Origin of the sequence: Haloarcula taiwanensis, assembly GCA_002844335.1 — an archaeon.
Taxonomy (GTDB): Archaea; Halobacteriota; Halobacteria; order Halobacteriales; family Haloarculaceae; genus Haloarcula; species Haloarcula taiwanensis.
The window spans coordinates 1,917,494-1,933,510 of record CP019154.1; the positions used below are offsets into that span (position 1 = coordinate 1,917,494).

Annotated in this window: 14 protein-coding genes and 1 tRNA gene; 11 read left to right on the forward strand and 4 right to left on the reverse strand. The window is 60.0% G+C overall.

Annotation, left to right across the window (positions count from 1 at the left end):
* The first annotated feature begins 1 nt into the window (after position 1).
* Both BVU17_09740 and BVU17_09745 read left to right on the forward strand, forming a co-directional pair.
* Entirely contained in the window at positions 2-1,045 is a 1,044-nt protein-coding gene (locus BVU17_09740) for a 50S ribosomal protein L10 (GenBank protein AUG47782.1), read from the forward strand.
* A 17-nt stretch (positions 1,046-1,062) separates the two neighbouring features.
* Positions 1,063-1,410, forward strand: a complete 348-nt coding sequence (locus tag BVU17_09745) for a 50S ribosomal protein P1 (protein AUG47783.1) — start codon at positions 1,063-1,065, stop codon at positions 1,408-1,410.
* A 183-nt stretch (positions 1,411-1,593) separates the two neighbouring features.
* On the opposite strand, the gene BVU17_09750 is transcribed toward BVU17_09745, so the two are convergent.
* Together BVU17_09750 and BVU17_09755 are read right to left on the reverse strand one after the other, a co-directional pair.
* A complete protein-coding gene (locus BVU17_09750; GenBank protein ID AUG47784.1) occupies positions 1,594-5,397 on the reverse strand; it encodes a hypothetical protein in 3,804 nt (1,267 codons plus the stop codon).
* A 518-nt stretch (positions 5,398-5,915) separates the two neighbouring features.
* A tRNA-Ala gene (locus BVU17_09755) sits at positions 5,916-5,987 on the reverse strand.
* Positions 5,988-6,197: 210 nt separating this feature from the next.
* On the opposite strand from BVU17_09755, the gene BVU17_09760 reads away from it, so the two are divergent.
* From BVU17_09760 to BVU17_09780, 5 genes are read left to right on the forward strand one after another with little or no spacing between them, the layout of a single operon-like run.
* Entirely contained in the window at positions 6,198-6,803 is a 606-nt protein-coding gene (locus tag BVU17_09760; GenBank protein AUG47785.1) for a hypothetical protein, read from the forward strand.
* Between the two features lies 1 nt (position 6,804).
* The gene (locus BVU17_09765; protein AUG47786.1) at positions 6,805-7,392 is read left to right on the forward strand and encodes a hypothetical protein; all 588 of its coding nucleotides are present in this window, start codon (positions 6,805-6,807) and stop codon (positions 7,390-7,392) included.
* Positions 7,380-8,363, forward strand: coding sequence for a hypothetical protein (locus BVU17_09770; protein AUG47787.1), 984 nt, complete (start codon positions 7,380-7,382; stop codon positions 8,361-8,363). Before BVU17_09765 ends, BVU17_09770 begins: the two co-directional genes overlap by 13 nt.
* On the forward strand, positions 8,353-8,796 hold the full coding sequence (locus tag BVU17_09775; GenBank protein ID AUG47788.1) for a hypothetical protein: 444 nt from the start codon (positions 8,353-8,355) through the stop codon (positions 8,794-8,796). The genes BVU17_09770 and BVU17_09775 overlap by 11 nt, the downstream gene beginning before the upstream one ends.
* Entirely contained in the window at positions 8,789-9,529 is a 741-nt protein-coding gene (locus tag BVU17_09780; protein AUG47789.1) for a hypothetical protein, read from the forward strand. The genes BVU17_09775 and BVU17_09780 overlap by 8 nt, the downstream gene beginning before the upstream one ends.
* 8 nt (positions 9,530-9,537) lie before the next feature.
* Here BVU17_09780 and BVU17_09785 read toward each other — a convergent pair whose 3' ends face one another.
* The gene (locus BVU17_09785; GenBank protein AUG47790.1) at positions 9,538-11,262 is read right to left on the reverse strand and encodes a hypothetical protein; all 1,725 of its coding nucleotides are present in this window, start codon (positions 11,260-11,262) and stop codon (positions 9,538-9,540) included.
* Between the two features lie 147 nt (positions 11,263-11,409).
* Positions 11,410-13,053, reverse strand: coding sequence for a hypothetical protein (locus tag BVU17_09790; GenBank protein AUG47791.1), 1,644 nt, complete (start codon positions 13,051-13,053; stop codon positions 11,410-11,412).
* 367 nt (positions 13,054-13,420) lie between these two features.
* Between BVU17_09790 and BVU17_09795 the strand changes: the two genes are divergently transcribed.
* Genes BVU17_09795 through BVU17_09810 form a run of 4 tightly spaced genes read left to right on the forward strand, consistent with a single transcriptional unit; the run spans position 13,421 to position 15,874 of the window.
* Positions 13,421-13,891 (forward strand): 30S ribosomal protein S15, encoded by a 471-nt coding sequence (locus BVU17_09795; GenBank protein AUG47792.1) that lies wholly within the window; start codon positions 13,421-13,423, stop codon positions 13,889-13,891.
* Complete coding sequence (locus BVU17_09800) at positions 13,892-15,013, forward strand: hypothetical protein (protein ID AUG47793.1); 1,122 nt, start codon at positions 13,892-13,894, stop codon at positions 15,011-15,013.
* Entirely contained in the window at positions 15,010-15,240 is a 231-nt protein-coding gene (locus BVU17_09805) for a KEOPS complex Pcc1-like subunit (protein ID AUG47794.1), read from the forward strand. Before BVU17_09800 ends, BVU17_09805 begins: the two co-directional genes overlap by 4 nt.
* Entirely contained in the window at positions 15,233-15,874 is a 642-nt protein-coding gene (locus tag BVU17_09810) for a 30S ribosomal protein S3ae (GenBank protein AUG47795.1), read from the forward strand. The genes BVU17_09805 and BVU17_09810 overlap by 8 nt, the downstream gene beginning before the upstream one ends.
* Positions 15,875-16,017: the final 143 nt, after the last annotated feature.

Consider the following 16,017-nt stretch of genomic DNA (forward strand, 5'->3'; position numbering starts at 1 on the left):
TATGAGCGCCGAATCCGAACGCAAGACCGAGACCATTCCCGAGTGGAAGCAGGAAGAGGTCGACGCCATCGTAGAGATGATCGAGTCCTACGAGAGCGTCGGCGTCGTCAACATCGCCGGGATCCCGTCCCGACAGCTACAGGACATGCGACGTGACCTGCACGGGACCGCCGAGCTCCGCGTCTCCCGGAACACGCTGCTTGAGCGTGCACTCGACGAAGTCGACGACGGACTCGAAGACCTCAACAGCTACATCACCGGGCAGGTCGGGCTCATCGGAACCGACGACAACCCGTTCTCGCTGTTTCAGGAACTCGAGGCCTCCAAAACGCCCGCACCCATCGGTGCCGGCGAGGTGGCCCCGAACGACATCGTGATTCCGGAAGGCGACACGGGCGTCGACCCCGGTCCGTTCGTCGGCGAACTCCAGAGCGTGGGTGCCGACGCACGCATTCAGGAGGGCTCCATTCAGGTCCTCTCCGACTCGACGGTGCTTGACACCGGCGAGGAAGTCTCCCAAGAACTCGCGAATGTGCTGAACGAACTCGGCATCGAACCGAAGGAGGTCGGTCTCGACCTCCGCGCCGTCTTCGCCGACGGTGTGCTGTTCGAGCCCGAGGAACTGGAACTCGACATCGACGAGTACCGGAGCGACATCCAGGCGGCTGCCGGCCGAGCGTTCAATCTCTCGGTCAACGCCGACTACCCGACCGCGACGACGGCCCCGACGATGCTCCAGTCCGCTCGTGGCAACGCCAAGAGCCTCGCGCTCCAGGCGGCCATCGAGGACCCCGAGGTCGTGCCTGACCTCGTGAGCAAGGCCGACGCACAGGTCCGTGCGCTCGCCTCGCAGATCGACGACGAGGAGGCACTCCCGGAGGAGCTCCAGGGCGTCGAGGCCGACGTGGCGACAGAGGAACCGACTGACGACCAAGACGACGACACCGCATCCGAGGACGACGCCGACGACGCGGCCGAGGAGGCCGACGACGGCGACGATGACGACGATGAAGACGCCGGCGACGCGCTCGGAGCGATGTTCTAACAACTCACACTACAACAATGGAATACGTATACGCTGCACTCATCCTGAACGAATCGGGCGAAGAAATCAACGAAGACAACCTCACCGACGTGCTCAACGCCGCTGGCGTCGACGTCGAGGAGTCCCGCGTCAAGGCCCTCGTCGCCGCCCTCGAGGACGTCGACATCGAGGAGGCCGTCGACCAGGCCGCTGCGGCACCGGTGCCGGCAAGCGGTGGCGCGGCCGCACCCGCCGAGGGTGACGCTGACGAGGCCGACGATGCCGACGAGGAAGCCGAAGAAGAGGCTGCCGACGACGGCGGCGACGACGATGACGACGAGGACGACGAGGCAAGCGGTGAGGGCCTCGGCGAACTCTTCGGCTAACTCGGTTCAACACAGCTCAGTTTTTTCTTTGCGTGCGCTCGACCGGTGAGAGGAGTCAATACTGACCCCGCCGATAGCCGTATCTCTATTGGACAAGTATGCTGAGCCACGACCGAGCTGTAATCCAGCGTGTACTGCCTGACATACGAGTCTGATTACACCGAAAACGGGTCTGATGCGGCCTTAGCTACCGATCCTAATCGTATCGGAGTCAATCGAGATGGGTGAGTCGTTCGTGGTTGCGCCACTCTCGTCGACTTCCTTCAGGTAGATTTCACCCGTCGCAGTATCGTCAACCGACCCACTGGCCGTGTCGTTGTACACTGTGACTTCGTACGTGTAGTATCCGGCATCGAGGTCGGTATCGTAGCCAGCCCACGCCGGATACGCATCGGTCCCGGTAAGGTCACCGCTACCCACGGTGACGTTCTCAGTGCCTGTGTACACTGTACTGCCGTCACTCTTGTTCTTGACAGTGAGGCTCACCTCGCGTTTGTCGCCGACAGTTCCCTCATTGTTGACTTCGACGGTCATTCGCTGTGCACTACCGCGGCGTTCGATGAGCGTCGAAGTGTTGTAAGTCTCTGCACCGATATTGATGCCCTGCGTGTCGTTTACCACGACATTCGACCGACCAACGAAGAACGACTGCTTTGCTGAGGTGCTGTTCCGTGTCTGGACGTAGTACGTGTAGTTACCGCGGTCAGACGGGAGGCTGAGGTTCACCTGCTTCGTCTCTTTGCTTGTGAGAACGTTGGTTGTTGCGGCGTCAGACACTGCGAACGTCGAGCTCGCGTCGTCGGTGTTCTTTGCATAGAGTTTCACATCGGCGGTTCCGCCTTCTCCTCCGACGTTCGTGACGTTGACCGTAGCGTTTGCAGACTCGTCATTGTCGATTGCGCTCGTGGCGCGCACAGAGTCGACTTGCATGAACTGTTCGTCAATGTCGCCGACGTAGATATTTCCGCCCCACTGCTTCCCAGTAGCGGACTCGGAGCGGTTGGGGTTCGTGAGATTGAACCTGTACTGGTACGATTGCCCCGGAGCCTTACTTGCAGTCGCCAGCTCAATGTTGAACTGTGCCGTTTCGTTTACTCCGATCTTTTTATTCCGCGTCTTGATTGTGCTTCCATCGAAGGTAGGCGTGAGCTCTGCAGTACCGGCGGTGGTACCAACGTTTTTCACCGTCACCGTTACCTCTGCGTTCTCTGTTTTCAGAGTCCGCGCTGGGGCATCGACATCAACGTAGTTGAATTTCGGCTCCAAAACCTCGTTTTCAATAGAGTTGGTCTTGAATATAACCACCGCGTCGTTGTAGTCAGGATCGCCGTAACCGTATGCGTTGCTGGGGCTTGCGTTATCTTGTGAGAGTTCATACAGGTACACAAATTCACCGTCAGCGAGGTTTAGCCTCGCTGATCCGTTCGCAAGTGCGGTGAGCCGTTCCTCACCAAGCATATCCCGGAGTTTCCGCTGTGCCTTGCCGGCCTGCCCGTAGCCGGGAATCACCTCTCCATCGGCCAATATGTCTGCGTTTGAGCTGCTTTCGTCGGTAGAAATTCGGACCCCACCTGGATTGCTGCATCTCTTGGTGTAGTAGTTCGTGCCGTCTATCTTGAACCGAATGTCCGTATACGTCGTTTCATAGCAATAGTAGGATGTGGCGGTGACGGAGAAGCTCGAATTCGCTTCGAAAGTCTTGGTGAACTCGTATGGGTCCGGATAGTCGTCGTTAATCAGCCGTCGTTCAGCATGCGGGCCGTTCACATCGCCGTCTTCGAAGCTGTATCCCACGTCGCGCCACAGTGGAATCTCGTGGTCGCCGGACTGATTGTTGACGACCAGATCCATGTCTACTTTCGTGTGCGTAATCTGATAGCCGTTACTACCCTCAAGCTCAGCTCCCTTGAGTTCGATTGTTGCGTTGACCCGCTCGTTGGTTGTCATCCCTCCCTCGTCACGCTCGACCGCAGTATTCGACCGCACGTTTAGGAGTCGCCAGGCAGTCTGGTTTTCAGTGGTAAAGTTCACTCGATAGAGTCCATCTTCGGACGGCGCTGTAACGGTCTGTGTGACCGTCGTACTCTCTCCCGGGCCAAGCTGTTCGTCCGTTGACTTGTCGGCTCCCCAGTCTCTGCCGATGCGAAGCGTCTGGGAGCCTTCTTTGCCCCCAGTGTTCGTGACATTGAAGCTGACTTCGGTCTTGTTCTCTGGCTCGACCGGGTTGTCGACGCCGAGGCCAGTGATATCGAACACTGGTGGGGCCGACCCGCCGACAGTGAAGGTCCCATAACTGCGGTCGTCCGGCGTCTCGACGACGTAGGTGTAATTACTGTATGACGGTGCAGTGAGCGGACCGCCAGTGAGAGTTACCGTCTCTTTTTCTGAACCGCTGTTGGTTCCATTGAGCGTGAGCGTTTTCTCCTTCGATTCAACCTTTGTGTTCGACTCGTTTTTGATGAGTATTTTGACGGCGTCGGACTTACGGATATTGCCGGTATTTTTGACTGTCGCCGCGATCGTGACTGTGTCACCGCTCTTTACCCCACCCGGTGGCGAAACCGATGTCACCTCAAAGACACCGACGTCACCGACAACGAAGTAGTGGCCGTCGTCGCTGTACTGCGAATACGTGTCGTCGTCCGTCGTGACCTCGATATCGTAGGTCCCGTTCTCGTCGGTCGGCATCGCCGATCCAAAATCAACTGTCCGGCTGTTGCCCGGATGGACTGTCACGTGCCGCGTAGCGGTCACCGAGCCATTAACCAGCAGCGTGACGCTCTGTTCGGCTGTCATACTGCCGTTGTTTTCGACTGTGACATTCGCTTCTGGGACCTGATTGAGCCGTGCTGTTGCGGGGATCGAGGCACTAGTTATATTCAGTGACGGTGATCCGGGCACAGCCGTGTAGTTGACCAGCTCGTAGGCTTCGTCTTGCTCAGATGCCACAGTGAAGTTGTGTACACCGCTGTCGGCATCTATCGACTTGCTCACGCTAGCTGAATCGCCACCAGTAAGCGTGACCGTGGCTGTCGCATTATCTGCCGCCCCGGACCGATTCAGTCTGATCACTTGGGTGTCTTGCAAACCACCAGAGTTCCGTATCGTGGCATTCACAAGTGCTTTCTGACCGTCTGATGGGTCTTCTTGCACCGACATGTTCCGTACTTCGAACACCGGGTCGCTCACGTTGCCAAGTGCAAAGTTAATATAGATGGTCTCACCCGGCTCCGCTGAATTCGGAGTCACCGTGACGTACTTGTCGTCGTATGCGTCCTGTGCCCAGTCCGCCCACGCGCGAGCGTAACTGCTGTTCTCGATTGTCAACGTAGCGTTGGTGACCTGTGACGGGGCACAGGTGGTGCTCGGCGAAGAAGAGTCCCACGAGCCGTTCCGTACGCCTTCGTATGTCGCCTCAGTGAATAGCGCCGTTTGAAGTGCTGCTTCGTGTGATCGGTTCGCCGTCGTGTTCGATTGAATCGCGACCGAACTCCCCCCCATCTGGTGCCCAGAGATATTCGCGAACGAGACTGACAGCGCCCCTTTATCGTAGTTCACGGCCGGGGGCGACGACATCGTCGCGCCCGACTCGGTCATCCGCCATACACCTCCGCCTTGATAGCCAACTTGTTGGCCGTTTTCCTGATACTGAAGCGTCTGCAACGTCCGATTCCCCGTCGAACAGGTCGAGTTACGGTTCAGCGTCAGGCTGTATGTCGCGTCGTCCGTCACAGCGACATCAGACCGAACCCGGTCCGGAAGCTTAACTGACTCACTGGTATCTGACCGCTGGAAGCTCTGATCGACCGACAGCAGCACCTCCTCAGCGAGCTCGACATTCGCGTCGTCGTTGATATCTCCGATTGTCTGCTGGCCCGCCTGAACGATCAGTATGGCACCAATGATGACTGCACTCGCCAACAACACCACACCCAGAACGTGCGATACACCCCGGTCTCCAGCCCCCCGGCTGCCCCACTCGAACATACTCAAATACATACCAACTATTGCACATAAATGTACTGTTTCAATATAAATTAATGAAGATTTATCACGGACATCCAAGCATGACTATCACACATACAGTCTCAACCCACCACAAATCCCACGCTACACGACTGGCGCTCCTGCTTTGCATTACAATATGTACAGCAACTATTCGGTAATCAGCCAAGACAATATGCTATTGTCTGTGCCATTTTCACTCATGATAGCGTAAGTGGTGGACAATAACAATTTCACAAACAACACAGACTCTGGTTTGCTCAGTACCTGCATCCGAGGGGACTAGACGCTACCTGCGAAGCCAGGACTGCAAACGCAACTTCTAATTGGAGAAAGACGTGTAATTACTGGTCTGCCCTTGTGGGTGACCGTACGTGTTCTTTACTGTTACGAACAGCGTTGTAAATTCGCTTATCTGGGCCGGTATCAAATCTGCCTGGCTGCACAGTTGACCCGTTGAGAGTCATGGTAACTCCTCAACCACAGTAGCACAATAAGGATGGACTCGCCGGGATTTGAACCCGGGGCCTCTCCCATGCCAAGGGAGTGATCTACCCCTGATCTACGAGCCCTTGTGTGCATTATCTGCTTCCCGATGGGATTGCTTAAACCCATCGAAGCACCGGGACATAGGGAACCGGCCTCATGGTCGCAAACAGATCAGTATTGCATCGACTTCCAGGGGTGCGTGGAGATCTGGTAATTGGAGTTACAGTACGGCCACAATGGTTATAACGCCTGATACCATCCCTACAGTAATCTCAGTTCAGTGAATCAGGCTTATGAACCGTAGGAAAAATGAGACGCAGTCTACCAACCGTCGTGTCGCCCGGGCACTCTGGATCGGAAGGCCCCAGCGCGGGCAGACGACACTGGACTTCGCAATCGGTATGAGCTTGTTTTTGAGCGTCCTGATATTCATTTTCCTGTTCATTCCGGGACTTTTGTCGCCGTTTTCGGCAGGGGTTCAGGAGGAGACGGTCACGACTGACAGAGTTGCCGACGGCCTCACAATGGGGATGCTTGGTTCGCCACAGCAGCCGTACGTTCTGGACGAACACTGTACGCGAGAGTTCTTCGCTGGAAACGCACCACCGTCAGGATGTGGCTACGACTCCGGTGGGAGTACAGAAGAACGGGTTGGGCTTGATCCGGCTTTGGAGAACGTGAACGTCACAATTCGGGGGAATGCGACGGCAACGGCAGCCACCGACGAAACGCTCTGTTGGGATGGAACAGATGAGGAGCTCGTTGCGGCCAGTGGTGGCTGCGGAACGATACTCACGACTGGCGGGAATCCGCCGACAAACAACGACGCGTCGGTCACTGCGCTGCGAGTGGTATCGCTGAACGGGCAGGACGTCACAGTACGCGTGGTGATGTGGTAGCATGCGTGCGCAGGCGCACACGCTCGAAGCCATCGTCAGCGGAATGCTGTTACTGGCAAGCCTGGTGTTTGCCCTCCAGATGACAGCGGTGACGCCGCTGTCTGCGAGTACGTCGAGCCAGCACATCGAGAACCAGCAGCAGGCAATCGGCCACGGAGTCCTCGCCTCGGCGGCGGCAGAGGACGCGTTAAAACCGGCTGTGCTCTACTGGGACAACAGCACGGCGCAGTTCCATAACACGGCCGGTGGTCGGGAATATTACACGAACGGGCCACCGGACAATCGGTTCGGAGAGTTGCTGGAGCGTGCGTTCGACCAGCGAGGAATCGCTTACAACGTCTACCTCAGGTTCCAGAATATGCAGGGGCGAACCGTCACGACTCGATACATCTACAGCGGTGAGCCGAGCGACAACGCAGTGCGTGCCAGCCACACAATCACGCTCATGGACGACGACCATCTGCGAGACGCGGATGGGACGCGAAACAGCACACGGCTTGGTGACCCGGCGACCGATTATACGGTTTCGGACACCGGGACGAACGTCTACAACACGGTCAGCGTGGAGGTGGTCGCGTGGCGCATCTGAACGACGACGACCGCGGACAGATAATTCTCATCGCCGCCCTGGCCCTGGCGGTGACGTTCATCGGGCTGGCGCTGGTCGTCAACTCCGCGATTTACACGCAGAACCTTGCCAGCCGGGGCGAGGTCGCCGGGAGCAACGACGCACTGGAGATGCGGGCAATTGTAGAGGCGAACGTCGAGCGGGGCATTATCGCGGCGAACAGGTACAACTACTCGACGCAGACGACGCTCGAAGCCAGTGTGCGTGAGAGTGTTCGGACCGTCAGTACACAGACGGAGCGACAGCGGGTCACGAGCGGGGCACTGGTGAACGCGACACTCACCGGTTCGCCGACATACGGCACACGGATCGCACAGAACGATACGTCACTGTTCGAATCCGGTGAGGCGACCCCGAGTGCCGATTGGATGGTCAGAGAGCGGGTCACTCGCCCGGGTGACGGCACGAACGCGACCAGAGGGTTCGTCATCAACGCGACGGACATCCCGACGGACTCTGCGGACGCGTTTGCTGTCACAGCGAACGGTACCGGTGGCAACCCGAAATGGACGATGCAGGTCTGGGGGGATGTCGGACCCGGTGGGACCGTAAACGTGGAAGTCGACACACCGAGCGGCACACAGACGTGTACCGTCCCTATCGAGGAGCCGTATGCCCACATTGACGTGACTGACGGAACAGTGCAGAGCAAACCGTGCCTCGCGCTGCAGGGCGGGAGTTTCGACGGACGGTTCGCCCACGGTGTCGGTGACGAGTACAACATCACGTACGAATCGGGCGACCAGATCAGGGGGAACTACTCGCTGGTCGTCCGCGATAGCACGCCAGCAAGCACGCTCGATACAGCACCTGCGTCGCCGTTCAGCACGACCGCGATTTATAATACGACCGTCCGCTACCGCTACGACACCTCGAACTTACGGTACGAGGCAAAGATACGGGTGGCCCCGGGTGAGCCGGATGCGTCGTAACCGCGCTGTCTCGACGACGCTGAGCTACACGCTGAGCCTGGCCATCGCCTCGATTCTGGTGTCTGGCCTCCTCATTGCCGGCGGGAACTTCGTCGAGGACCGGCAGGAGCAGGTTATCAGAGACGAGCTCGAAGTCATCGGACAGCAGGTCGCCGCCGACATCGGGCGTATTGATCGGCTGGTGGTCGCTGCCGACACCGACCCGACTGCGCGGCTGAATCACACGTTCCCGGCGCGGGTGAGTGGGTCCGGCTACCGGGTCTCGATTGCCCCCGCCGCCGATGAACTAACGCTCGAATCGACATCGCCGGAGGTGTCGGTGACTGTGTCACTCACAACCCGGACAGACCTGGGAGACTCCACCGCTGACGGCGGTGTAATAACCGTGTTCTACGACGAATCGAGCGGGCAACTGGAGGTCCGAAATGGCTGACCGCGCCGTCAGCGAGGTGTTGAGCTTCGCTCTGGTGTTCAGTCTCATTGTAGCTTCGATAATTCTTGTCTCGGTGAGCGGTCTGGGGGCGTTACAGAACGCCCGGGATGCGGAGCAGATAGAGAACGCTGAGCGGGCGTTTGACGTGCTCTCGGACAACATCGCAGACCTCCACAAACAGGGCGCACCGAGCCGTGCCACGGAGGTCAGTCTCGGTGAGGCATCGCTCAGGACGGGTGAAAACACGACAATATCGGTCCAGGTCCACGACGGGACCACTCCCAAAGACGTCGGAACATGGAAGATCCGCCCAATCATATACGCCGGCAATCAGGAACGAGCGCTCGTATACGAAGCCGGGGCAGTGTATCGGACGAACCGGGACGGTGGGGTACAGAAACGAACGCCGCCGATACTCGTCTCGGACGACCGCGCACTCATCACTGTGGTCGGTACGACCGCCAGTGAACAGCAGAGCCTGGGCGGCTCGACGGTGCTCGTCCGGACAACCCACCGCGACAGCAACGTGTCGTTCGCCGATACCGGTGGGAACATCGAACACGTCAACGTCAGTGTCGACTCAACCCCACAGCGTGAGGCACTCTGGCAGTCGTACTTCGAGAGTGAAGGGTTCAGCTGCGGGGCCAACGGCTGGTGTAACTTCACGTCGTCCGGCGGCATCCAGCGGACGTACGTCGTCTACCACGATATTGCGGTTGACATCGACCAGTAATGGATCGCCTATCCGCTGGTCACGTTAATCCGGTTCTCCGAGACGTGGAGGTACGTCAGCCGGATGATGTTCGTGTTCTTCGGGACGGCTCGCTCGTTTCTGAGCGCCCGGTCGTAATGGACCAGTCCGCCGTTATCCACCGTGACTGACCCAGCGACGAGGCCGCCGTACAGCTCTGCCTTTTTGAGCGAAACACTGCTGGCACCGACACCGCCGGCGGGTGCGTAAATCACGCCCTCGAACTGCGGGGTATCGGTATCCCCTTCGATGACGGCGTCGAAGTCCGACTGGCCGTACACCCAGAACTGCGTCGAGTTCTGCGCGGTATCGACATCGACCTCGCCGGTACGATAGATGTGGAAGTGGTGGCCGCTGGCGGACGTAGCTTCGCCTTTGACGTAGAGACGCACTTTCCCGGCACCGTTCACTTTGATCCGTCCGCCGTTCTCGATGTAGACGTAGTCTCGGACGGCGATGGTCACGTCGTCACCGCCTGTGTTAATCGTCAGCGTCTCACTGTCCAACGTCAGGTCTTCCAAGTAGTACGTGCCCGCGTCCAGCGTCTGGTCACCGGCGGCGAGCTGGTCGCCCGAAATGCTGCTGGTCGCACCGTTGTCATTGGTGGCACTTGCGTTGGCGACTCGCCGGGTCACCAGGCCGTCGATAGCGCCGGCTCCCTCAACGCCTGAAATCTGTCTGACATCGCCGTTGACAGTGCCCTTGATGTGCTTCGTGGTCGAGTATTCCACGTCACGGGTAACGACGCCGCTACCCTTGACCTCGACCCGGTCACCGGACTGAACAGTGCCGTCTACCTCGCTGTTCCCTTTCACGTACACGTCACCGGCTGTGGTGATCGTTCCGAACGACCCTCGTGATGTCGAGTAGTCGCCGACAGACGAGTTGTAGCTGTCCGTTCGAGCGGGGTCGGTGCCACTACCGGAGAGCGTAATCTGCCCGCCAGCGGACGTAGCCGCGACGGCACTCGTCACTTCTCGCGGCCCTGTCGGCACGACTAGTGTCGTGGTCACGCTGTCGTTTTCGTGATCGTAGTACGCGTCGCCATCTGTCCGCTCTTCGAAGTAGCGCCCCCATGACCGGTAGTAGTCGCTCTCGACGGTGATATTGACCGTTCCGGTATCTAGCGGATTGACGTTTCCGGCCGCCTGGTCGGGGTACACCTGCGTCGTGCCGTTCTTTGAGATGCTGGCTTGTGAGCCAAGCGAGCGGTCACCGCGGACGGTGATAAGCGGGAGCGTCAGCGTCGCGTCGCGATAGTAGAACTCCGGCGGTGAGACCATGACACTGCCGCTGCCAGAGCGCCGCCACACGCCACCGCCCTGATAGGCGACTTTCTGGTTCCCGTTCTCGTAGACGACCGCGCCGAGTTCCTCCTCCATCAGCGTGACAGTTGTCGGGGGCGAAGCCGAGTGGTTGGTGATACTGACTGTCATCCGACCCGCTGTGTTGTTGGTTCGGTACGTGGATCTGTCCGTCCCGACGAGCGATACCTGCTGGCTGTCAGCGTTCCCAAGTGCCACCAGCGCCGCCTGTGAGTCCAGTTGGGTCATCCCCGTCTCCGCCCGGGAGACATCGAGCCCAGCCTCAGTATCGACCAGCGCTGTCGCTCCTAGACTGACAACGATGCTGGAACCGACGATGACGAGACTGAGGACCAGTATCAGCCCGAGCGGGGCGGATTGTGCGCGTTCCTGACCCCTGGGGGAGTGCATTATCCGACAGTAGTTATCATAGCTGATAAGATTGCTGGCCGAATTATCGCAGCCACCGCGCAGCGGCTGACTCTGTCGGCTGCACTGAATATCGTCCGAGTTTGGATACTACCCATTCTGATATCCGGTGGGCGACCGTGTTGGCTATCAGCCGGATGTGATGTTGACGTCGTTCGTCGAGATGTGGACGTACGTAACAGACGGGATTGCCTGTGGAATCGTCGTTGTCTCTGTCCGCTGAAGTGCCTCGTCGTAGTGGATCCCGTAGTTGTTCGACACAAACGTCACGTCACCCACAACACCGCCGTAGACGTGGGCGTTCTGATCGAGTGTTATGTCCGCCCCATCGTTGTCCGGTCCGTTCGGACCGTAGATAACGCCGGTGAACTCGGCGTTGTTATCGAACTCGACATCTGCGTCGGGATTCGTATACACCCAGAAGTTCGGGGCTTTATCATCTTCGACAGTGACGAGTGCTCCGTTCCGTTGATAGTAGTCGCCTTCAACGTAGACATTCACTCTGTTCCCGCCAACGACCGCTATTTGCTGGTCGTTCTGTATCGTGATCGTTCCGTTGACGACGATGTTGACATCGCCGCTGGAGGTGTCGATACGGGCGTTTTCACCACTGTTGAGTGTGATTTCCGAGAGGAAGTAGTCACCGGCCGTCAGTTCGCATGTCGACGCGCAGTTCTCAAGCCTGTTCGAGCTATTGTCGATGTCGACACTCGGGTCGGCGTTGTCGTTCGACGACGAGATACTCGACCGACGTGTATCGATGAGGCGCTCAACAGAGTCGGGTGCGGTGACTGAGGCGTTCTGTGCGCTCCAGCCACTGACACCGCCAGGGTAACCGCCACCGCTAGCTGTCCCCCCGTAAGAAAGGTTGCCACGGATTTCCCCGTTATTGCTTATTTGTACGTCGCCACCGGATTCGAGGTCTCCCTCAATGATGGCATTGTTCTCCACATCGACATCGCCAGCAGAGATGATTCGCGAATTCGAGCTGTCGGGGAACCCACTGTACGGACCCACCGAGGAGTTGTAGCTATCTGCCTCGGCATTGTTTTTGATTGTCATTGATGTCCCGGGTGTCCCAGCGACGATCCCGCCCTGTACTGGCGGATTGGTCGCAGGGACGAGCAACTCGAGGGTGACAATGTTACTGCTGTGGTTGTAATCGACCGAGCCGTCGGTCCGCGTCTCGAAATACTGTCCCCACGCCCGGTAGTACTCACTCTGTACCCGAACCTCGACTTTTCCCGACTCGAGCGGATTCACTGCCCCCGCTGATTTGTTGGGCCAGTACTGTTTCGAAGCGTTATGTGAGATAGATGCGCTGTCTCTGAGTGCCCCGGACCCACTCACCGTCACGAGCGGGAGCGTCAGCGTCGCGTCCCGGTAGTGGAACTCGGGCGGTGACACCATCACTGATCGACCGTCGCCGGTCGACCGCCAGACGCCACCGCCCTGATACGCGAGTCGCGTCGCACCGTTGCCGCGGTAGGCCACCTCGCCCATCGACTCGTTGACTACAGTCGTCCGGTTCCCGGACGTTGTGTTCCGATAGGAGACGTTCATCCACCCGGCGCTCCCGTCGATGTAATAGGTACTCGAACCACTCGCGGGAAGGGTGACTTGCTGGACATCCGTCTGTCCCAGTGCTACGAGCGCGGTTTTGGAATTGAGTTCCGTCAGTGACTTTTCGGTTCGCTCCACATCGAGTTGCGTTTGTGTGCTCGTGATCGCGTCCGCACCCAGCGCGACGACCGCCGTCGTCGACACAATCATCACCGCAAAAACCAGTGCTAGCCCGAGCGGAGCACTCTGGCCGCGAGTCCCGAGGCTCAGCCCAGCGCTACCCATACTACGCACAATTACCGCAGCAAATGATTTAAAACAGCGGGGCAAGTTATCAATTGCAATACTGTGCGGGTCGTTGCAGTGTCGACTCGTGAGCGGCATCGCTACTTCGAGGCGCGACCGGGAAGCGGAACGGTTTAGTCGCGCCCTCTCAGACAGGGAGATGGGAACAGCACGACCGCAAATCTGACTCGCTGTGGCCTTTCACAGCTCGGGATTGCGGCCGTGTTCGGCACTGTACAGTGCCAATACGCCTCGTAACGAGAGCGGTTCGTGCGGTTCCAACCAGATTACAATGGCACGAATGCATACACGCCGTCGCGGTTCGTCCGACTCGGACAAACCGGCGGCAGACGAACCCCCGGAGTGGAGTGACGTCGACGAGGACGCCATCGAAGCGCGCGTCGTCGAACTGGCCGAACAGGGCCACTCGCCCAGCGAGATCGGCCTGAAGCTGCGCGACGAGGGCGTTCAGGGCACGCCGATCCCTGACGTCTCGCTCGCGACCGGCAAGAAAGTCACCGAGATTCTCGAGGAGAACGAAGCCGAACCGGACCTGCCGGAGGACCTTCGGAACCTGCTCGAACGGGCCGTCCGCCTTCGCGACCACATGGACGAGAACCCCGGTGACTACCAGAACAAGCGTGCGCTCCAGAACACGCAGTCGAAGATCCGACGCCTCATCGACTACTACCGCGGCGACGAGGTCGACGAGGACTTCACCTACAGCTACGACAACGCCGTCGAAGCGCTGGGTCTCGAATAGATGTCGGCGACCGGTCGGGAACCGACGCCAGCCACGTCGCCCAGTGACCTCGCCGGGTCGCTACGTGAGGCCACGTTCGTTCGCCTCGTCAGCGATGCGACCGGCGAGGCGCTGGCTGCGACCGGCCTGCTGGCGCGGGCGCTCGATGACACGCCGTTCCAGGCGAGCGTCGTCCGCCCGTTCGAGGACCCCGACCGGACCACCGAGACCGACATCACTGTCGCCATCGGTCGCACGCAGCCGACCGCCGACGTGACGCTGACCGACCGCGCCGCCGCGACTGCCTTCGAGACCGCTCGCGAACTCGGCACGGCCGACGCCGCGCTCGCCCTGGCTGGCACGATTGCCGCCGGGGACGTTGACGGGACTGTTGCCGAAGCCGCCGAGCAGGCCGGACTGGAACGCCGACCCGGCGTCGCCGTTCCGACAGCGGACCTCGCGGACGGGCTGGCCTACTCGACGCTGTTCGTCGCGCCTTTCTCGGGCGACGCCGACACAGTGCGGGCCGAACTCACCGAACTGGGCCTCGGCTCGGATTCGGTGCAAGCCGGTGATCTCTCGACAGACGACCACCGACGCCTCGCGTCGCTGGTCGCGTTAGCTGTCACCGAAGATGCACCGCCCCGGGCCGCTGAGACGGTCCAGCGCGCGCTCCGCCCGACGACGGGCGGCCCCTTCGAGACGGTCGGCGGCTACGCCGACGTGCTCGACGCCGTCGCCCGCGAACAGCCGGGCACCGGCGTCGCGCTCGCGCTCGGCCATGAGGCTGTCCACGATGACGCGCTGGCCGCGTGGCGGACACACGCCGCGCGCGCCCATGAAGCAGTGTCCGAGGCGGCCACAGGCCGGTACGACGGCCTGTTCGTCGCCCGCGGCGACGCGATGCCGACCGGCACCGTCGCCCGTCTGTTCGCGGACTATCGCGCACCAGAACCGGTGACGCTCGTTGTTACCGACGGCCGGGCCGCAGCCCGCGCCACGGACGGGCAGGACGTGACAGAAACGATGCGCGCGGCCGCCGACGCTGTCGGCGGCGACGCCGTCGGGACGGGCGACCGGGCACGCGCCCGGTTCGACGCCTCGACGGCCGACTTCATCGAAGCGTTTCGGGAGGCAGTATGAGACGGGCCGAGATTCGGACGACACACGACTCGCCCGAACGCGTCGCACGCGCGGTGCGGCCGGACAACACCGACGAGATGACCACACGCGTCGAGGGCGACGCCGTGGTCACGACCGTCGAGCGCGATTCGACCGGCGGCCTGCAGGCGACCGTCGACGACTACGTCGTCAACATCCGGGTTGCAGCACAGCTCGCAGACCAACACACACAATCCAACCATGAGTGAACGAAGCGTTTCCAAGCGCACAGAACAGAAACGGTGGTACACCGTGCAGGCTCCCGAGCAGTTCGACCGGGAGGTTCTCGGTAAGACACCGGCAGACGAACCGGACAAGGTGCTCGGACGCACCATCGAAACAACGCTCGGCGAACTGACCAACGACGCCAGCGAGAACAACACGAAGCTAACCTTCAAGATCAACGAGGTCGCCTCAGACTCGGCGTACACGGAGTTCATCCGCCACGAACTCACGCGGGACTACCTCCGCTCGCTCGTCCGCCGCGGCTCCTCGAAGGTCGAGGCCTACATCACCGTGCTGACCACAGACGACTACCGCGTCCAGGTCCAGCCGGTCGCCGTGACGACGAAGAAGGCCGATGCCTCCCAGGAGAAGGCCATCCGCCGGACGATGATCGACCTCGTTCGCGAGACGGCCGAAGACCGAACCTTCGAGGAGCTCGTCGACAGCGTCGTCGAAGGGCGTCTCTCCTCGGCCATCTACGGCGAGGCCAAGGACATCTACCCGCTCCGACGCGTCGAAATCAAGAAGACAACGCTCGAAGCGCGCCCCGAAGAAGTCGCCGCGGAAGAGGAGACGGCCGTCGACGTGGACGAAGAGGACGTCGACGTCGAAGCCTAGACGTTCCAGCACCAACGGTCGATTTTTCTGCCGCAGTAAGAGACCGATTCACAGCGACGCAGCGGACCTGCCCCTCTCCTGTGACGCTGTTGCCGACGGTCGGAGTTAGCGACCGCTACCGCAAAACAGCGCACAGACGACAC